We start from the raw sequence: 17,172 nt of genomic DNA, 5'->3' as shown, positions 1-17,172 counted from the left end.
AGGGGCGCTTCAGTTTTCATAAAAGATTTTTTGCTTCCGCTGAAACGGATACGTTTTAATCTCAGCTGTATCTAAATCTTCATTGAATAAATGAATGGCTATAATTTGTCTACAATCGTAAGTATGGTAATAATATGTTCCAGACTCCATACACATTGCACTTGTATAGATCGTATTATCTAATATACCGTCTTCTGTTATTACTGCCCCCTTAGGAACCTCACAATTCGATAAAATATGAAAAATAGCCGATATACCCTCTTCTTCGTTCTCTATACCTTGAATGTTTTGTTTGCCATACGCTGCCCGTACAAATCTTGATGGCGGTGTGAAATCTCCAGGAAGTCCCATCGATCCTGAACCTTGGCCAAAAGCACTTAATGGTACATCGCCCCACTCCGTTGGCGCAAATGGCTGCGATTTAAGACCAATATATTGTCTTAAATTTTGTAAATGCCAACTAAACTCCGGACTATTAGTCATCACTCCTATTGGATTGTCATACACTTTTATTCCATCAGCTGTCGGCTCAAGTACAATACATTCTCCCGATTTATCTGCTAAAATCCAATGTAGCGGTGGAGTAACCCCTAAAATTGGTAATGGCACATCTATAAAGGCAATGCTATCAATAGATTTTCTTAATTCTTCAACAGAATTGAACTGCGTGAGGCTCCAAGTCACAAAATCAAATGGTGCTACATTCGTTTTATTGCTATCTACATGACTACTATAAGTAGCGAATCCTGGGAAATAGAGAGTTGCACATGTCATACCAGCTTCATTTACTCCATCTGCCATCATGACCCTTCCTCCAAAATTAATTCCCATTCCGACAACAGCCTTTTTCGTTCGGATTGTTTCACCAGTTATATTGTTCCACTGATAACGCCGAGGAATGATTATTACTTCCTGATTCATATCTAATGTGAAATCCATTGTTCTCGCAAAAAGATGTTGGAAATTTTTAGTTTGTAACGTCAAACTAGTACACATGAAGAAATCCCCCCCATTTCATAGTTATATACACATTTTATAAAATTCTGATAAATACGTAAATTAAAAACCCTATTTATCATTAACAAAATAACCACCCAAACTAAAAATGCTATAATAAACCCAATGAAACTAAGGGGGCAAATTACTTTGCTTGGAACATGCATTCAATTTCATAAGTTTGGCAATCCAAAAGACGTATTACAAGTTGAATATAAAAATATAGAACCACTGAAAGATAATGAAGTTTTCGTCCGTATGCTAGTTAGACCGATTAATCCATCTGACTTAATTCCAATAACCGGAGCGTACGCACATAGAATCACTTTACCTAACATACCTGGTTATGAAGGTGTTGGTATTGTAGAAGATGTAGGAGCTTTTGTTTCTAGAGACCTTATCGGTAAACGTGTGTTACCGTTACGCGGGGAAGGTACTTGGCAAGAATATGTGAAAACATCGGCTGATTTTGTAGTCCCTATTCCCGATTCTATTGATGATTTTACCGCGGCACAAATGTATATTAATCCCCTTACAGCGTGGGTTACATGTACAGAAACGTTAAACTTACAGCGTAATGACGTTTTATTAGTGAATGCTTGTGGATCCGCAATTGGTCATCTTTTTGCGCAGTTATCGCAAATTTTAAATTTCCAACTCATTGCCGTGACAAAAAATAGTAAACATACAGAGGAATTACTTCAGCTTGGCGCTCATCATGTAATTGATACTTCGACTGCCCCGCTTTATGAAACAGTTATGACATTAACAAACGGCAGAGGTGCAGACGCTGCGATTGATTCTATTGGGGGACCGGATGGAAATGAATTAGCTTTCTCCTTACGTCCAAACGGGCACTTTTTAACGATCGGTCTTCTATCAGGTGTACAAGTAAACTGGGCAGAGATTGTCACGAAAGCAAAAGTGCGCGCGAACATATTTCATTTACGACATTGGAATAAAGAAGTGTCACCATATAAATGGCAGGAGACTTTTCGTCACTTAATTCGTCTAGTAGAAAATGAGCAATTACGTTTTATGAAAGTACATTCTACATATGACTTAGCGGATGTGAAAACGGCGGTTGATGTTGTGCAATCTGCGGAGAAAACGAAAGGGAAAGTTTTTTTAACGAATTATTAAATTGAGTACATTCAACTATCAATCCATTTAGTAGCATAGAATTTTAAGTAGCTTATGTAATTTAATTAAAAAAGCGAAAGGAGACTCTAACATGTGGTTACTCACGGCAATTGCGCCTGTTTTAATAGTCAGGGGAATTGTAGTCTATGTAATCGGAAAGCTTAAACATAAATATGACAACGGCACATTAGGTAAGAAAAAATCAAAAGAGGCTCAACTGTTATTAGACAGTTTAATACCTATAGGAATGCTTGTTGGCTGTATGATCGGTTTGATTTTCGGTATATTTTTCCCGAACTTCGCCCTGCTTTCAGTTAGTTTAGGAGCTGGAATAGGCTATTTATTTGGATATTTCGCCTATGAATTTTACAGCAAGACAGGAAACAATTTTTCCTAATCCAAAAGGAATAAGCGGAACAGTACATAGTAGTCATATACAATATGTACTGTCCTTTATTTTTGTATCAACACTATCACCTTACCTTTCGCCTACTATACACCTTTTTTATTGATTTTCCTCTCCTCCACCTTTTGCATATTCGCTTTTTTATTTTCATTGGATCTATATCCAAAGTAAAGTAGCGCACATGTAATAATAGAACCTACAATGTATCCTAAAAAACATCCTAACCAAAACATAGTGTAACCGCCTCCATTCATAATAAATTTTATGTAATATAACTCTTTACATACTCCATCGTTTATTTCTATTAACTATACACTTTCTAAAATTATTCATACCACTCATTCTCTTCGTACCTCAAATAGCAATTTTATTATTTGTCATAAAATTAACACCTTCTTTAAATACAAAAACTTCCATTTACTTGCTTTTTCTTAAGAAATAATATACTACATTTGAAATAAGCGAGCTAGTACATCGGCCCTTCTCTATTTTAACTTTAGTCATGAACAAAAGAAAAATAAAAAACCCCCTCAAAGCATAAACTTCAAGGGGTGAGCCTGTTTTTTATTTACTTATATACGTACAGCTGTACCACTTACAGCAACCATTAACATTCCATCACGAACTACTTCGTAATCTACGTCAACACCAACGATAGCGTTCGCACCTTTTTGTTTTGCAAGTTCTTTCATTTCGTCCATTGCGATATCACGAGCTTCTTTTAGCTTACTTTCATAAGAACCAGCACGACCACCGACAACATCACGAACAGAAGCGAATAAATCGCGGACAATATTTGCACCCATAATAGCTTCACCATTTACAATATCGATATACTCAATAATTTCTTTACCTTGAATTCCAGACGTTGTTGTTACAATCATGACTGACACTCTCCTAATAAGTTGTAGTTTTAATTAGCTTTCTTATGTCTTTATTATGACATGGAACAAACAACTAATCTATTGAATTACCTTACAGGAATGTGACAGTTTTGTAAGAATGAAACGCGCATTATGTTTCATTTTAATAAAGCGCTTTAAAATTAGGATACATAAACGACTCTTTATTTTCTTTCCAGTCCTTTTCTACTTCTTTGAAAGTTGGTCGTCCTAATTTTTCATTGTTCTCATGTTTACGAAACCATTTCTTTACATACTTATCCCCATTTTTATTTTGAATCGTGCAAAGGAAACTATCGCTACTATCCTTTAATATTTTTACAATCACGAAAAGACACCTCTTTCCTTTTAAATAACAGAATAAAACTTGATCTTTTACTATAAGCCCTTCCTCTCTTATAGTCATACGACTCCTCGGCCGCGCCAAATTTGTAAGATCAAAAAACGATATTTACTTTGTTTACATTTTATTTAAAGAAATCAGAGTTATAAGCATGATGCTTATCAAATATTTTATAGATTTCTAACTTATCATCTAATTTTGCATCTACTAAAATTAATATATTTCCATCGTAAATATATTCTTCATACTTCTTAGCATGTTCTTCTGGAATTCCTAATCCTATAAATGCTCCTATTAAACTTCCAGCTCCTCCGCCAATACCAGCTCCTCCAATAGCTGCTGCGATCGGTCCCGCTGCTACGATTGGACCCATTCCAGAAACGGCAAGTATACCAAGACCTGTTAATAAACCACCGAGTCCGCCTGCTACTCCTCCAGCTACAAGCCCTGTTGCTGAAAAGATATCTGCTTTATGTGCAGTTTCGCTATTCACTTTTTCACCCGATTTTTCTTCCAGATGTTCAATTTCCTTTTGATCTTTCGCAATAGCTGAAATGTTATCTGCTGAGTATCCTTTTTCATTTAATTCATTAATAACGAGTGCCGCATCATCAATTGTTCTAAAAACACCTACTATTTTTCTATCTACATTCATAACTATTAACCTCCTAAAGTTTTATATAATGTATCTTTATTTTTCTTCATTTCTGTATACACTAATCTTCTTATTAACATAACCATTTACGAAAAAAGCGAATAGTATAAGCACTACAAGTGAACTACTTAACAAGTAAATTAAATCAAATGTAATATTAATCATCATTTCATTCATGTATACCAGGCTCCTTTTTATTTAAAGTAAAATTATATTTTGATAGACTAATCTACTAAACATAGACATCTTACAATTCATCTTCAGTTAATCTCTTTGTAGTATATGTATACCCTTCCTAACCTTTTCTAAACGTAAAAAACTATAATTATATTTTTTCTTATTTATATGTTTAACATTTTTTTAAACGGGTATGTTTATATTGTTATGCTTACTATATGGAAAGGAATATTACGATGAACGCCATTCACTCTACTACTATTTCTTATAATGAAACACCTACAATAACGCAGATTCATCATTTTTATGCTTTAATGACAACATTTCAAACGAATGTATTTATAAGTAAACACGGAACACTTACTTCTATTAAAAACTTAAGCACTCTAGTATCCTTTTTCCTTACTGTAAAAAAGAGAGATCTTGTATTATTTATTTTTGAAGGAATAGATGCAAAAAGAGCTTTAAAAACACTCTTCCCTTCTTAGAATGTTTGTTATCCTCTATTCCCTCGTCTACTACCTTTCATATATGTTTTTATATTTCAAAATGATTTCCTCTATTAAAAAAGAACCCCCTAATACAATAGGGGGATTTCTAGTTTGACCTTATGAAAACTGATATAATATATATTACGTTTTTCATTCTTTAAAATAGAAAAGTTTTAATAACCTTGAAGGTAGGAATTTTTAATGAACTCGAAAGCAAAATTTAGTATTCGCTACAAAATTATGGCTGGTTATTTAGTTATCATTTTGTTCTTACTTGTTTCTTTCATTATGTTAAACAATGAGATTTCCAGCTTACAAAAATCTCGTAATTTTATTATTGATCACGATTTTAAAGTTCTCAATTTAACGAATCAAGTGGAGAAAGAGTTACTAACAATTGAAAATAAAGCGAAAGGGTTTATCATTTCTAATAACCCTACTTACGTGCAATCCCTTAACTCTGCGGAAAAGGATTACGAAAAACATTATCAAGATCTTTTTGCTTTATTAGAGGATAATCCCTCTCAGCAAGAAAAATTAAAACAGATTAACGAAAACATTACTAGTTGGATTAATAAAGAGATTCACCCACTCATTGCAAATAATAATAGTAATAATGTACAAACAATCGACACGACTCAAATTCAGTCATTACAATCACAGCTAACTAACTTCCGTAACACTGAGGAGCAACTAACGAAAAAAAGAGCTGCACAATTAGATACTGAAAATAATAAATTAGAGATTTGGTTATACAGTTTATTGTTCTTACTTTCTTGTATTTCTATTATCGTTTCACTCTATATTTCGAATGCCATTACAAAAACGATTAAAAATGTAATTCAAGCTATTAAATCCATTTCTTCTAAAGAAAAAATTACGGAAAGAATTCATGTAAATACACATGATGAAATAAAAGATCTTGCTCATACAACAAATCACCTACTAGACGAAATATCAAAAAGAGAGTGGTTACAAACGGAGCTTGCAGAATTAATTTTAATGTATCAAGGTGTATCTTCTATTGAGATGTTAGGTAAAAAAATTCTTAGTGGCATCATACAAAAAACGCAAACTTCTTGCGGTGCATTTTATGTACGTGAAGAATATGAAGAAACTGTCTACTATGTGAAAAAAGCTTCTTTCGCCGATCAAGGTGCTGATATTGGAAAACAATCCATTAAAATGGGTGAAGGTTTCATTGGACAGTCTGCTTTAGAAAAGAAAAGTTTTATTCTGAGGGACATACCTGAAGAGTTTCGTTACGTTACTACTGGATTATTAGAAATACGTCCTAAAAATATACTAGTCATCCCTGTCTTATTTGAAGATGAAGTGATTGCAGTAATGGAGTTAGTAAGTGTAACTGAGATTTCAGATTTACATCAAGATTTAATTCACCAAACTGTTGATAATTTAGGTTTAACAATCCATAGTATTATGGGACGTATGCGAATTCAAACTCTTTTACATGAATCACAAGCAATGACAGAAGAGTTGCAAGTTCAATCAGAAGAATTGCAAACACAAGCGGAAGAACTACAAATGCAAGCCGAAGAATTACGAACAACGAATGAACAATTAGAGTCTAGAACTGAAGAGGCTGAGCAGAAGACAGCTGACTTACAAATTACTAAATTAGAATTAGAAGAAAAAGCAAGCGAGTTGTTACGCAGCTCAAAATACAAATCTGAGTTCTTAGCAAATATGTCACATGAATTACGCACACCATTAAATAGTATTTTACTATTATCTGAAATGTTAAGAGAAAATCATGATAACAATTTATCCGACGATGAGATTGAATTAGCAACTGTCATTCATTCATCAGGGAAAGACTTACTTACTTTAATTAATGACATACTAGATTTATCTAAAGTAGAAGCAGGCAAACTAGACATCATTTTTGAGGCAACGAACATAAGTGACATGGCAGCCAATATGCATCAAAACTTTTTACATATAGCTGCACAAAAAAATGTCGAATTTACTATTGAGGACAGTGATACGATTCCTGATCTGTTTTATACAGATGCAAAACGGATTGAGCAAATTATTAAAAACTTATTATCCAATGCATTTAAATTCACAGAAAAAGGATCCGTTTCTTTACATTTTGATTCGATAGAAACAACCAATTTAAGTCATGATATGCAGTCTATCAGTAAAGATTGGATTACAATTTCAGTAAAAGATACTGGTATTGGTATCGCTAAAGAACAGCATCAACTTATTTTCGAAGCCTTTCAACAGGCAGATGGAGCAACGATTCGAAAGTATGGTGGTACAGGATTAGGTTTATCTATTTGTAAAGAGTTTGCGAGATTATTAGGTGGTTGGATTACGTTAGAGAGTAATGTAGGAGAAGGTAGTACTTTCACCGTATATATTCCTAACCTTCCAAATGGATTACATGATATACAGTTATCCAATTTAGAAGTCGCAGCAACGATAGAAGATGTTATTCCTGCTGAAGTTGTTGAAGAAACTATCGTTACTCCCGAAACAAATAACGTCTTCCAAGAGAAAACCATTTTAATTGTCGATGATGATCATCGAAATATATTTGCGTTACAAAACGCATTAAAAAAACAAAATGCCAACATTATTACTGCCCAAAACGGCTTAGAGTGTTTAGAAATACTAAAAAGTAATACAAATATTGACCTTATTTTAATGGATATTATGATGCCTAATATGGACGGTTATGAAACGATGGAAAATATCCGAATGAACTTAGGGTTAAATGAAATACCTATTATCGCATTAACTGCTAAAGCAATGCCAAATGATAAGGAAAAATGTTTATCTGCTGGCGCTTCAGATTATATAAGTAAACCATTAAATCTACATCAACTCTATTCGGTAATGAGTGTATGGTTAATAAAATAAGTGAGGTTTAGTTGGAGTGGAAAATAAGTATTATAATTTTGATCCATCAGTAGATACGGATGAGCGCACGAACTTAGAAATTGAATTACTACTGGAAGCGGTATTTAAACTATCAGGATTTGATTTTCGCCAATATGCTCGCACATCTATTTATAGAAGAATTTGTAATAGAATGCAGCTCTCTAATATCCCTACCATTTCAAAATTAATTGAAAAAGTAATTCACGAGGAAGGGGTTTTAGAACAGTTATTAAATGATTTCTCGATTAATGTAACTGAGATGTTCCGTAACCCTGCCTTTTTTAAAGCGCTTAGAGAGCATGTTATTCCTGAATTAAAAAAGCAACCTGAAATTAGAATTTGGCATGCTGGATGCGCAACTGGTGAAGAAGTATTATCAATGTCCATCTTACTTCACGAAGAAGGATTAAGTGAAAAGTCGGTTATTTACGCAACAGATATGAATACAAATGTGTTAGAAAAAGCAAAACAAGGTATCCTCCCGTTAAATAAAATGCAAACTTATACGAAAAATTATTTACAAGCTGGCGGTACACAAGCATTTTCTAACTATTATTCAACAGATAATCGTTTTGCTTATTTTAATCCATCACTTTTACAAAACATTATTTTTGCACAGCATAATTTAGTAACCGATCAATCTTTTAACGAGTTTCATATTATACTTTGTCGTAACGTTTTAATTTACTTTACAAGTAAACTTCAAAATCAAGTGCAGCAACTATTTTATGAAAGCCTAGGTCACAATGGTTTTCTATGTTTAGGAAATAAAGAAACTCTTCGTTTTTCAAATATAATGCCGCATTATACCCAATTTAATCCTAGCGAACAAATTTATCAAAAAATACAATAAAAAGCGTATGAAATCCTCTGTTTGGATTTCATACGCTTTTTATTTCGCATTCGTTTGTATCATAATTAGACACATATCATCTGATTGCGCTTTCTTTTGTTCTTCCTTGTAAAACCCTTCTATCTCGCCTTCTAAATCTCCCCATTTTCTTTCTGTAAAAGTACGTAATTTCTCTTCAGCCTCAAATTCATCATTTGCAATTGCTTCAAGAACACCATCTGTAAACAATACGATTTGAGCGTTCTTCTCAAAAGGTATAACTGTCTTTTTAACTTTTATTTCATCAAAAAATCCTACCGCACAACTCCCGCGATTTAGTTCAACCATATTTGTTTCATCAACTAAAACGTATCCAGAAGGATGCCCTGCATTTACATATTCAATCGTTCTCTTTTCTGTATCTACTACTAAATATATCGCTGTAAAATAATATGGAATATCGTCATTCTCATTATGTAAAAGAGTCATATATTTATTTAAGTCTTTAATGACAAGTTCTGGATCGATTAAAGATTTAATCGTTTCACGTAATACAGACGAAATAAACATACAAACTAATGAAGCAGATATACCATGTCCCATCACGTCTAATAATATAATACCGTAGCGGTTTTCATCGATTTTATACCAATAATACATATCTCCAGCTAATTTAAATGAAGGTAAGTAACTTGCTTCAATTTTTATATAATCTTCTCTTAATGGGCTACTTAATAAGTTTCTTTGTACTTGCGTAGCTAAATCTAATTCATTCCGAAGATTTTCTTCTTGTTCTTTATGCCAATTTAATTCCGATTTCAAGCGTAACGCTACACGCATACGTGCTAATAGTTCAACTTTATTTATAGGTTTCGTAATATAATCCATTGCCCCCATATCAAGAGCTTCGGCCAATTTATTGGCATCCTCTAAAGCTGTAACAAAAATAATAGGAATATCTTTAAACTTCTCCTCTTTTTGTAATCGCCTACAAACTTCAAGTCCATCAATTTCAGGCATCATAATATCTAATAAGATTAAATCAATTTCATTATACCTGGAAGAATCTTCTCCAAATTGAATGTATTCGAAAAGCTCTTGTGCAGAATTCAGCGATACAAGATCCTGATATCCGGCTTGTTTTAAAATTTTTTCAATTACAAAGATGTTAACCGGATTATCATCGACAATTAAAATGGACACAAGTTATTTCCCCTTTTCTTATTTAAAATGTAAATCTATTATCATTTTCTATTTTTCTAGTATTGCATACTCAGTTACAAAATGAAAATTTCCTACTCTAACATAATTTTTATACAGCAAAAGAACAAACCCCCAGAAATGAGAGTTTGTTCTTTCATTCTATAAATTTCCACTATTAATTTAACACCATTGCTTTGTCATTTAAAAGACGATCTAATTCTTCCATATGATTTGTTTCATCTGCAATCATATCTTCTAACTTTACAACTAACTCTGTCATATTTAATTTCGCTGCCTGTTCTTTTCTCGTTTCATAACGCTTAATTGTCTCATATTCTGATTGTCTAGCCGACTCTAACATTTCTCTAACATCTTCTACTTGTTTCACTGGTAAAGGGATTGTAGTAGGTGTACCACCTAACGTCTTAATTTTCTCCGCTAAATATAGGGCATGTCCTTGTTCATCACTAATTTCAGATTCAAAGAAAGGTTTTAACACTTGTCTATATATACCAGAAACTGTAGCTGCATTATGGTTATACATAATAATTGCTGAGTATTCTCCTGCTAAATCTTCATTCAATCCTTCGATTAGTTCTTTCACATCGTGTGACATTTTTATATCTCCTCCTATATTTAATAACTACCCCTTTTCTCATGTTTTAAACATAATGATTTTAAATTTTTATGTATCTAAAAATGCTGCTTGCTTCAATTTACTTATCGCTTGTCTTTTAATACGAGAAACGTGCATTTGTGAAATACCTAACCGTTCCCCTGTATCTTTTTGATTTAAATTTTCTCCAAATATATAATGAATAACACTCTTTTCTGTGTCATTTAATACGTTGAAAATATCCTTTAAAACGAGACGCCTTTCTGTCTCTTCATATCCTTGCTCTACTTCACCTACAGATTCAATCCTCGCTACCGAACTGCCATCAGATGAATTTTCAACTACATCATCTAAGGAAGATACGCGATAATTATTTTTCGCATCCATAATTTCTAGCACTTCCTCTTCGGATAGTCCTAAATGATCTGCAATTTCTATAATCTTCGGTGAACGCTGGAAACGATCTGTTAGCTCCTCTATCGCAAGTTTAATCTTCCCGCCTAAATCTTTAATTCGCCTTGGAACGTGAATACCCCAAGTTTTATCACGTAAATATTTCTTTATTTCGCCTACTATTGTAGGTATTGCAAACGGCTCAAAAGCATTCCCTATCGAATAATCATACCTTCTTATTGCACCTAAGAGCCCTAACATTCCTACTTGTATAATATCTTCATGCATCGGCCCACCTTTTGAATAGCGATATGCAATGGAGTATACAAGATTTTTATAGTGATTAACCAATCTTTCCTGTGCTTCATCACATTGGTTTTGTTGGAAGTCTGCAATTAGTTTAATAACGTCTTCTTTAGTAAGATTTGTAGGTTGAGATTGGATTTCCATCATTCTCCACCTGCTCTCTTTGTATATATTTTGTCATTAAAACTGTCATGCCCTCATCATGCATGATTTGTATATCATCCATTAACGTATTAATTAAATATAAACCTAAACCATTTTCCGGCAAATGTTCTACTGGTTTATTAATATCATACGGACCAACTTTACTTTTTAAGCTATTAAAATCAAAGCTAACTCCATTATCCGCAGCCATAATTTCTAATCGATCTTCATATAAGCCAAAGACAATTGTAATTTCTCCAACGTCTTCTTTATATGCATGTTGTACAATGTTTGTACAAGCTTCACTAATAGCAATTTTCATATCTTCTATATCGTCATAAGCAAAGCCCATTCGATTCGCAACACCAGCCATTGTTAAACGAATAATAGCCACATATTCTGCTTTTGCAGGAATTTTCATTTCTATCTTTTCAAATCTCTCCATCATCCCTAGTCACCTTCTTTCTACTTTTTCAAAATCGGAATTCAAATTTAATATTTCTGTTAGCCCTGTAATATCAAATAATCTTTTTAGCCTTTTAGACACACCAGTAAACTCTAGCTTCCCATCATTTTTCTTAACTGCTTTTAATAAAGCTATAAAAACTCCTAAGCCTGTACTATCCATATAATCTACGTTATGAAAATCTACTACAATATGAACCTCTTTTTCGCTTGTAATAGGCATTACCTTATTTTTTAAATCTGATGCCGTATACGCATCAATCTCACCATTAAGTTGTACCGTATAACCTACATCATTTTGCAAAATATTTATTGCCAAATTCATCATTTCCGCCCCCTTATCTCGAACTACTACTATGTTAATTACCCATAAAAATTAGTTTTAAACATATTTTTTTATTTTCATTATAAATAAATTTTCTACACCTTTCTCGGCTTAACACGTAAAAAATACTACCAAATGTTTAAACCTTATAAATTTGTGTATATATAATGTATAAACATTATTTTTAGGGGGATCTATCTATGGAAGAGCACAGCTTTAAAAAGGGAGATTTTGTTCAATTTTCTTATCGACACGATCATGCTACAAAATTAGTTGGTTCCATTATTAATATACTAACGAATACAATTGTAGTTGATATAGGTAATAACGAGGACTTATCCCATATAGAACCGAGACAGGTCGTAAGAATAAATAATTGTAAAAAAGTAACGATGGTTTAATACATAATAAAAAGTGTAATTTCAATGAGTGGGGGCCTTCATCCCCCGCTTATTCCTATGCAGATTACATTAAAAAAGCATCCAAATTAGTTTAATTGGATGCTTTTTTATGTATATTTATCAGTTCATTCACTTTATAGTTATATATAATAAACTTAAGATTACTATTCATTATCATACTTACGCTTTCCGCAACATTCTAGAGAAGAATGTAACGATTAAAATAAAGACGATTGCACCTAATAACGCTGGAAGAACGAAAATGCCTCCCCATTCAGGACCCCAATGACCAAATAACGCACTACCTACCCAAGATCCAATTAAACCAGCAATCACATTACCAACTATACCTAAAGGAAAGTCTTTTCCCGTAATCATTCCAGCTAACGCACCAATAAGTCCACCTACAATACACGTAATAATAAGTCCCACAATTAAACCTCCTATATTGTTTTTATATTGGATTTATCAAGCTTTGGTATGTAACCAAAGCTTGATAAACATGTATTATTCTTTATTATCCAACCCATCACTTATCTTTTGTTTCACTTTTCCGACTTTTTCTTTTATCGTTCCCTTCGTCTTGTCCCACTTCCCTTCATTTTTCAACTTTCTATCTTCTGTAACTTCACCAATTCCTTCTTTTACTTGTCCCTTTGTCTTTTCCACTTTACCAGTAATTTGTTCTTTTAGTCCGCTCTCACTCATATTTCCCATCTCCTTTTCGTAATAGATTTATAGATTTACAGGATACAAATTTAAATAGAATACATGCATCTTCTTTCGTGTAACCATTCACCGACTCTTTCTAAATCTTTAACGAATAACAAGATCTTCCCTTCATCTAGCTTTTCTTCGTAGAAGTTTGCTTCTTCCTCATTAAGCCCTAACTCCTGCATCTTATTTCTTAACTGATCTCCCGTTTTTTGAAAGACATTAATAATGCTTGTCCCAAGTCCTTCGTCTTTTATTCCAATCGTGTTCACGTCTGCATTATCTGCGATTCTATCTGTCCTCTCTTTCTCATGTGTTAACACGTAAATATCTTTTTGTTCTATTCCTTTCTTCACTAGATCATTCGCCGCATTCATGACCTCTTTCTCCGTAATAAATTCATATACAAAAGGTTTACTATACTTCGTTTCCATCTTTAACTTCCTCCTTTAAAATGAATTATTTGTTATATTATATGTAGTACACCTATTTTCGAAATGTTAAACATAAAATATGAAAAAAATTATGTGAATTTTAATTTTAATAGAAAATGAACAACATCATTTACCACTTTAAAACATCTTCCCCTTACAATAACTACCTAAATTAACAGAAAATTGTTATAATTAATCTTAAGGAGGGATACTATGAAAAAAATCATATCTATATGCGCACTAACCGCTCTATCTTTCACTTTAATAGGTTGTACAAGCACCTCGGCTACAGATAAAGCTTCACAAGTTAAGCAAGAACATACACAATATACCTTTCAATTAAACTCCGCAAATATTTCAGACATTGAAATACTAAAAACAACAAATCATACTACTTCCAAATCTCAAACAGATAATAAAGAAATGATAAAATCTATCGTTTCAGCCGTTCAAAATGGAACACCTAAAACTATCACTTTAGATCAAAAAAAGAGAGAATCTGCACATTCTACTATTACCGTTACATATAAAGATGACGCAAAAGAAGAATTTCTTGTTTGGGTTGATAATAAGGAACAAATTACAATTGCTAAAGATGAGAAGAAAGATAAGGTAGAAGGTGTGATAGTAAATATTAAAGATGCTAAAATGATGAAGGATTTCTTTTAAAATTCTAGTTAACGTTAAAAAAAGAGTAGGATTACACCCTACTCTTTTGTTTAATCATGCTCAATAAATAGACCTTTATAAAATCTATTTAAGGTCTAATTTTGCTAAATCATGTTGTAAAACATTATTTCCTTCTTGTGGGTTAAATACGATTGCACTAAGACCAAAAACATTTGTAACAACATCTCTATCTTTCGGACGAATGATTCTTACTTCATAAGCAAAGAGTGCTGGAGGAAGAGCTGCTGAACGAAAAGTAACATATCGATTAGGTGGCAATGTTTGTGTTGAAGGGTCTATTAATGGTAACAATACCGGAGAACCCGATGACCAATCAAACATTTCAACTGTTACTCTACGAGTATCATCTGGATCAACATTCATAGCTTCAACAGTAAGAAATAACGTAGCGGAATGTCTACGTAATACACCCGTTGATAAAGTTTCATTATGATGTTCAAAGCATTTTTTTGGAGGGTGACCATAGCCATAACTCATACCAATTCCCCCCTTTTATTTACAATTAAGGACAAGTATTCCTTATAATATATAATGCTAGTATTCTTTTATTGAAAGGTATAAAAGCGGATTTCTATCTATATTTTTGGATATTTTATTTTTCATTTATTCGCTCTTAAATAATAAAGTGAAACTTTATTCCAAACAATATCGCTATTGCACCAAAGTAAAACAAACTGGACAACCTAGATTTCAAACTGTAAGATTAGATGTTGGTGAAATTGGGCAGCAAAGCATACATAGAAAATAGGTGTTAATGTTGAAAATCAATAAAAAATTCGAACCAATAATTTTTAATATCTTTATGATTTTAGGCATATCTAGCATTATCTCTTTCGTCATGGTTTCAATGAATGTTGGATATACAGCTTTATTTCTCAAATCATGGATAAAAACATGGGGAATTGCTTTCATACTTGCATTTTTAGCTTCTAAATTATTACCCTTTGTAGTTAAAAAGATAATGAAAATCTTCACTTTTGTTGAGCATGATGCTTAAGAATAAAGTGATGTACTGCGTAGGTTCATTCCAATTAAAAGAGTTTATTATCACAAAAACTTAACCTAGTAAAATATTTCAAATCGAAGGAAGACACCTTAAAGGTTGTCTTTTCTTTATAAGTAAAAAAAGCCCGCCTATTTCCGTAGGTGGGCTTTATCTTTATTACACAATACGAAAGTATACTCTCTTTTTCACTGAAATTTTATGTAATTATACATATTCATGAAAATAGCAGAATTAAAATATGCCAAAATAAAAAATGAGCTAAATCCCCTAAATAGCTATATAGAGATGAAGTTGTTATGACAACATATTTTCCACTTTCAACTTAGTTATCATTAGAATGTTTTTCTACAAAATCAAGGATCCTAGCATTAACTTCGTTAGAGAACTCACCATTGATTGCGTGAGATGCATTTTTCCAATTAACTATATCAATATCTTTAACGTATTTTTTTCCAGTTTCAACTGCTTTTACCGAATTGTGCATTGTACTTTTTTCAGCTATAAGTGCAAGCACTGGAATATCAATATTTTTTAAGTCTTCTTTACTAAATAAATCAGGCGCTGGCGTTTTCAGTTTATAGTTACGCATACCCGACTCGATTAACTTAGCGATAGGCTCATCGTCACTTGCTTCTGCTCCTCCAGAAACATAGCTTAACATCTTTTCTCTTAAAAACTTAGGGACAATAGGAACAGAAGCTGGAATAGATGCCAGAATCATTTTTATGGATATTTGCGCAAATACAAAGACTGGATCTAATAAACTAGCCGTAGCAATATGCTCAGGATTATATCTGGCCAAGTTCATTGTTGTCCACCCTCCAATGGAGACACCTACGATATGCACTCTTTCTAAACCTAATCCTTCAATTACTTCATTTAACCATTCTGCTTGTTGTTTTTGGTTTTCAATCACCTTCGTTTGCACACTCATCCCAGGTTCACCTAGTAAATCTATCGTATAAACAGGCCTTTTTTCTCTTAGACCTTCTAAATTAGGTACCCACATTGGAGTAGATGCACCACGTCCAGGGAGTAAGAGTATTGGTTCCTTATGTTTGTTTTCCTCTTTAGTAAAATAATAAGCACGAATTGTGCCATATTTCGTTTTTATATTTTTCGTATCGTTAGGTTTTGGAAGGAGTGCCATTGATTCATCGTAGGCAATTTGAAAGTCTTCCTTTCCTTTTTCAGATGTAAAGTGACCAACCTTATTATCATGTCTCTTCATTTGAATGCCTCCTTTCTACAAATATATGGATGAACTTTATCTATATATTCATGGTAATTATCCATTGAATTTTTATCTTCTTTAAGGCAAGACTCTCATTTAGAAAAAAGAAAATCGTACGTTTAGATACAATTTGGCAACAAACTAACTGTTTTTTGTACATTAATAGACAACTACTGCAAGAATTATAGTTTTTATGTTTTCATTTATCTTTTTAATCAGATGAATGCTTTTTTAGTACATAATAAAGTGAAACTTTAATCAGTGGGGGGTTCATCGACCACTGATTATTAGCTCACACCAATCGTGCTTTTACGGTCAGCCCGCCCCCCACCTAACTTCTTTGCTTCCGCTGAATTTTGAGGTGGGGGTCTTACTACCCGTTA

Annotated in this window: 24 protein-coding genes; 8 read left to right on the top strand and 16 right to left on the bottom strand. The window is 32.8% G+C overall.

The window, feature by feature from the left end; translation table 11 throughout:
* Positions 1 to 9: 9 nt before the first annotated feature.
* The gene (gene bsh / locus ACTFN4_RS20850; RefSeq protein ID WP_000337598.1) at positions 10 to 996 is read right to left on the bottom strand and encodes a choloylglycine hydrolase; all 987 of its coding nucleotides are present in this window, start codon (positions 994 to 996) and stop codon (positions 10 to 12) included.
* A gap of 150 nt (positions 997 to 1,146) precedes the next feature.
* Here bsh and ACTFN4_RS20845 point away from each other — a divergent pair, with 150 nt between their 5' ends.
* The gene (locus ACTFN4_RS20845; RefSeq protein WP_439962731.1) at positions 1,147 to 2,139 is read left to right on the top strand and encodes a zinc-dependent alcohol dehydrogenase family protein; all 993 of its coding nucleotides are present in this window, start codon (positions 1,147 to 1,149) and stop codon (positions 2,137 to 2,139) included.
* Positions 2,140 to 2,230: 91 nt separating this feature from the next.
* Entirely contained in the window at positions 2,231 to 2,536 is a 306-nt protein-coding gene (locus ACTFN4_RS20840) for a hypothetical protein (RefSeq protein WP_100654948.1), read from the top strand.
* 95 nt (positions 2,537 to 2,631) lie between these two features.
* On the opposite strand, the gene ACTFN4_RS20835 is transcribed toward ACTFN4_RS20840, so the two are convergent.
* The 5 genes from ACTFN4_RS20835 to ACTFN4_RS20815 all read right to left on the bottom strand — a co-directional run bounded on the left by ACTFN4_RS20835 (position 2,632) and on the right by ACTFN4_RS20815 (position 4,622).
* Positions 2,632 to 2,778 (bottom strand): hypothetical protein, encoded by a 147-nt coding sequence (locus ACTFN4_RS20835; RefSeq protein WP_000498629.1) that lies wholly within the window; start codon positions 2,776 to 2,778, stop codon positions 2,632 to 2,634.
* Positions 2,779 to 3,117: 339 nt separating this feature from the next.
* Positions 3,118 to 3,429: a YbjQ family protein gene (locus ACTFN4_RS20830; RefSeq protein WP_000637511.1), complete on the bottom strand. Its 312-nt coding sequence runs from the start codon at positions 3,427 to 3,429 to the stop codon at positions 3,118 to 3,120.
* 142 nt (positions 3,430 to 3,571) lie between these two features.
* A complete protein-coding gene (locus ACTFN4_RS20825) occupies positions 3,572 to 3,775 on the bottom strand; it encodes a DUF4028 family protein (protein ID WP_139310375.1) in 204 nt (67 codons plus the stop codon).
* A gap of 139 nt (positions 3,776 to 3,914) precedes the next feature.
* Positions 3,915 to 4,445 carry a general stress protein gene (locus tag ACTFN4_RS20820; protein ID WP_001100101.1) on the bottom strand — a complete coding sequence of 177 codons (531 nt, stop codon included), beginning with the start codon at positions 4,443 to 4,445 and terminating at the stop codon, positions 3,915 to 3,917.
* Positions 4,446 to 4,481: 36 nt separating this feature from the next.
* Positions 4,482 to 4,622 carry a hypothetical protein gene (locus ACTFN4_RS20815; RefSeq protein ID WP_001004569.1) on the bottom strand — a complete coding sequence of 47 codons (141 nt, stop codon included), beginning with the start codon at positions 4,620 to 4,622 and terminating at the stop codon, positions 4,482 to 4,484.
* Between the two features lie 236 nt (positions 4,623 to 4,858).
* Between ACTFN4_RS20815 and ACTFN4_RS20810 the strand changes: the two genes are divergently transcribed.
* The 3 genes from ACTFN4_RS20810 to ACTFN4_RS20800 all read left to right on the top strand — a co-directional run bounded on the left by ACTFN4_RS20810 (position 4,859) and on the right by ACTFN4_RS20800 (position 8,879).
* Complete coding sequence (locus ACTFN4_RS20810; RefSeq protein ID WP_000991356.1) at positions 4,859 to 5,110, top strand: hypothetical protein; 252 nt, start codon at positions 4,859 to 4,861, stop codon at positions 5,108 to 5,110.
* 204 nt (positions 5,111 to 5,314) lie between these two features.
* Positions 5,315 to 8,005: an ATP-binding protein gene (locus tag ACTFN4_RS20805; RefSeq protein WP_439962729.1), complete on the top strand. Its 2,691-nt coding sequence runs from the start codon at positions 5,315 to 5,317 to the stop codon at positions 8,003 to 8,005.
* A gap of 16 nt (positions 8,006 to 8,021) precedes the next feature.
* On the top strand, positions 8,022 to 8,879 hold the full coding sequence (locus ACTFN4_RS20800) for a CheR family methyltransferase (protein ID WP_000429044.1): 858 nt from the start codon (positions 8,022 to 8,024) through the stop codon (positions 8,877 to 8,879).
* 39 nt (positions 8,880 to 8,918) lie between these two features.
* On the opposite strand, the gene ACTFN4_RS20795 is transcribed toward ACTFN4_RS20800, so the two are convergent.
* From ACTFN4_RS20795 to ACTFN4_RS20775, 5 genes are all read right to left on the bottom strand, one after another.
* Positions 8,919 to 10,061 carry a fused response regulator/phosphatase gene (locus tag ACTFN4_RS20795; protein ID WP_000025538.1) on the bottom strand — a complete coding sequence of 381 codons (1,143 nt, stop codon included), beginning with the start codon at positions 10,059 to 10,061 and terminating at the stop codon, positions 8,919 to 8,921.
* 175 nt (positions 10,062 to 10,236) lie between these two features.
* Complete coding sequence (locus ACTFN4_RS20790) at positions 10,237 to 10,677, bottom strand: ferritin-like domain-containing protein (protein ID WP_000017755.1); 441 nt, start codon at positions 10,675 to 10,677, stop codon at positions 10,237 to 10,239.
* A 69-nt stretch (positions 10,678 to 10,746) separates the two neighbouring features.
* A complete protein-coding gene (gene sigB, locus ACTFN4_RS20785; RefSeq protein ID WP_002093898.1) occupies positions 10,747 to 11,523 on the bottom strand; it encodes an RNA polymerase sigma factor SigB in 777 nt (258 codons plus the stop codon).
* Positions 11,486 to 11,968 carry an anti-sigma B factor RsbW gene (gene rsbW, locus ACTFN4_RS20780; RefSeq protein WP_000970580.1) on the bottom strand — a complete coding sequence of 161 codons (483 nt, stop codon included), beginning with the start codon at positions 11,966 to 11,968 and terminating at the stop codon, positions 11,486 to 11,488. Before rsbW ends, sigB begins: the two co-directional genes overlap by 38 nt.
* A gap of 6 nt (positions 11,969 to 11,974) precedes the next feature.
* Positions 11,975 to 12,313 (bottom strand): STAS domain-containing protein, encoded by a 339-nt coding sequence (locus ACTFN4_RS20775; RefSeq protein WP_002060869.1) that lies wholly within the window; start codon positions 12,311 to 12,313, stop codon positions 11,975 to 11,977.
* A 197-nt stretch (positions 12,314 to 12,510) separates the two neighbouring features.
* On the opposite strand from ACTFN4_RS20775, the gene ACTFN4_RS20770 reads away from it, so the two are divergent.
* Positions 12,511 to 12,711, top strand: coding sequence for a hypothetical protein (locus tag ACTFN4_RS20770; protein WP_000391018.1), 201 nt, complete (start codon positions 12,511 to 12,513; stop codon positions 12,709 to 12,711).
* Between the two features lie 180 nt (positions 12,712 to 12,891).
* Here ACTFN4_RS20770 and ACTFN4_RS20765 read toward each other — a convergent pair whose 3' ends face one another.
* The 3 genes from ACTFN4_RS20765 to ACTFN4_RS20755 all read right to left on the bottom strand — a co-directional run bounded on the left by ACTFN4_RS20765 (position 12,892) and on the right by ACTFN4_RS20755 (position 13,859).
* Positions 12,892 to 13,143, bottom strand: coding sequence for a GlsB/YeaQ/YmgE family stress response membrane protein (locus ACTFN4_RS20765; RefSeq protein ID WP_000522903.1), 252 nt, complete (start codon positions 13,141 to 13,143; stop codon positions 12,892 to 12,894).
* 75 nt (positions 13,144 to 13,218) lie between these two features.
* Positions 13,219 to 13,419: a CsbD family protein gene (locus tag ACTFN4_RS20760; protein WP_000004269.1), complete on the bottom strand. Its 201-nt coding sequence runs from the start codon at positions 13,417 to 13,419 to the stop codon at positions 13,219 to 13,221.
* Positions 13,420 to 13,469: 50 nt separating this feature from the next.
* Positions 13,470 to 13,859: a general stress protein gene (locus ACTFN4_RS20755; RefSeq protein ID WP_439962727.1), complete on the bottom strand. Its 390-nt coding sequence runs from the start codon at positions 13,857 to 13,859 to the stop codon at positions 13,470 to 13,472.
* 213 nt (positions 13,860 to 14,072) lie between these two features.
* Between ACTFN4_RS20755 and ACTFN4_RS20750 the strand changes: the two genes are divergently transcribed.
* Positions 14,073 to 14,528 carry a hypothetical protein gene (locus tag ACTFN4_RS20750; protein ID WP_048538035.1) on the top strand — a complete coding sequence of 152 codons (456 nt, stop codon included), beginning with the start codon at positions 14,073 to 14,075 and terminating at the stop codon, positions 14,526 to 14,528.
* 84 nt (positions 14,529 to 14,612) lie between these two features.
* Here the strand turns inward: ACTFN4_RS20750 and ACTFN4_RS20745 are convergent, their stop codons facing one another.
* Positions 14,613 to 15,026, bottom strand: a complete 414-nt coding sequence (locus ACTFN4_RS20745; protein WP_000120217.1) for a hypothetical protein — start codon at positions 15,024 to 15,026, stop codon at positions 14,613 to 14,615.
* Positions 15,027 to 15,306: 280 nt separating this feature from the next.
* On the opposite strand from ACTFN4_RS20745, the gene ACTFN4_RS20740 reads away from it, so the two are divergent.
* On the top strand, positions 15,307 to 15,546 hold the full coding sequence (locus ACTFN4_RS20740) for a DUF2798 domain-containing protein (protein WP_000700207.1): 240 nt from the start codon (positions 15,307 to 15,309) through the stop codon (positions 15,544 to 15,546).
* A 331-nt stretch (positions 15,547 to 15,877) separates the two neighbouring features.
* Here ACTFN4_RS20740 and ACTFN4_RS20735 read toward each other — a convergent pair whose 3' ends face one another.
* Positions 15,878 to 16,786, bottom strand: coding sequence for an alpha/beta fold hydrolase (locus ACTFN4_RS20735; protein WP_000820345.1), 909 nt, complete (start codon positions 16,784 to 16,786; stop codon positions 15,878 to 15,880).
* Positions 16,787 to 17,172 lie beyond the last annotated feature (386 nt).

The sequence above is a fragment of the Bacillus cereus group sp. MYBK95-2 genome, assembly GCF_051915225.1.
Lineage (GTDB): Bacteria > Bacillota > Bacilli > Bacillales > Bacillaceae_G > Bacillus_A > Bacillus_A cereus.
This window is presented reverse-complemented; position numbering and strand designations above follow the sequence as displayed.

Coding starts and splice junctions, on each gene's coding strand:
- ACTFN4_RS20840 (WP_100654948.1), top strand. CDS start 2,231: ATGTGGTTACTCACGGCAATTGCGCCTGTTTTAATAGTCAGGGGAATT.
- bsh (WP_000337598.1), bottom strand. CDS start 996: ATGTGTACTAGTTTGACGTTACAAACTAAAAATTTCCAACATCTTTTT.
- ACTFN4_RS20745 (WP_000120217.1), bottom strand. CDS start 15,026: ATGAGTTATGGCTATGGTCACCCTCCAAAAAAATGCTTTGAACATCAT.
- ACTFN4_RS20815 (WP_001004569.1), bottom strand. CDS start 4,622: ATGAATGAAATGATGATTAATATTACATTTGATTTAATTTACTTGTTA.
- rsbW (WP_000970580.1), bottom strand. CDS start 11,968: ATGATGGAGAGATTTGAAAAGATAGAAATGAAAATTCCTGCAAAAGCA.
- ACTFN4_RS20770 (WP_000391018.1), top strand. CDS start 12,511: ATGGAAGAGCACAGCTTTAAAAAGGGAGATTTTGTTCAATTTTCTTAT.
- sigB (WP_002093898.1), bottom strand. CDS start 11,523: ATGATGGAAATCCAATCTCAACCTACAAATCTTACTAAAGAAGACGTT.
- ACTFN4_RS20790 (WP_000017755.1), bottom strand. CDS start 10,677: ATGTCACACGATGTGAAAGAACTAATCGAAGGATTGAATGAAGATTTA.
- ACTFN4_RS20820 (WP_001100101.1), bottom strand. CDS start 4,445: ATGAATGTAGATAGAAAAATAGTAGGTGTTTTTAGAACAATTGATGAT.
- ACTFN4_RS20735 (WP_000820345.1), bottom strand. CDS start 16,786: ATGAAGAGACATGATAATAAGGTTGGTCACTTTACATCTGAAAAAGGA.
- ACTFN4_RS20810 (WP_000991356.1), top strand. CDS start 4,859: ATGAACGCCATTCACTCTACTACTATTTCTTATAATGAAACACCTACA.
- ACTFN4_RS20755 (WP_439962727.1), bottom strand. CDS start 13,859: ATGGAAACGAAGTATAGTAAACCTTTTGTATATGAATTTATTACGGAG.
- ACTFN4_RS20830 (WP_000637511.1), bottom strand. CDS start 3,429: ATGATTGTAACAACAACGTCTGGAATTCAAGGTAAAGAAATTATTGAG.
- ACTFN4_RS20760 (WP_000004269.1), bottom strand. CDS start 13,419: ATGAGTGAGAGCGGACTAAAAGAACAAATTACTGGTAAAGTGGAAAAG.
- ACTFN4_RS20835 (WP_000498629.1), bottom strand. CDS start 2,778: ATGTTTTGGTTAGGATGTTTTTTAGGATACATTGTAGGTTCTATTATT.
- ACTFN4_RS20750 (WP_048538035.1), top strand. CDS start 14,073: ATGAAAAAAATCATATCTATATGCGCACTAACCGCTCTATCTTTCACT.
- ACTFN4_RS20775 (WP_002060869.1), bottom strand. CDS start 12,313: ATGATGAATTTGGCAATAAATATTTTGCAAAATGATGTAGGTTATACG.
- ACTFN4_RS20805 (WP_439962729.1), top strand. CDS start 5,315: ATGAACTCGAAAGCAAAATTTAGTATTCGCTACAAAATTATGGCTGGT.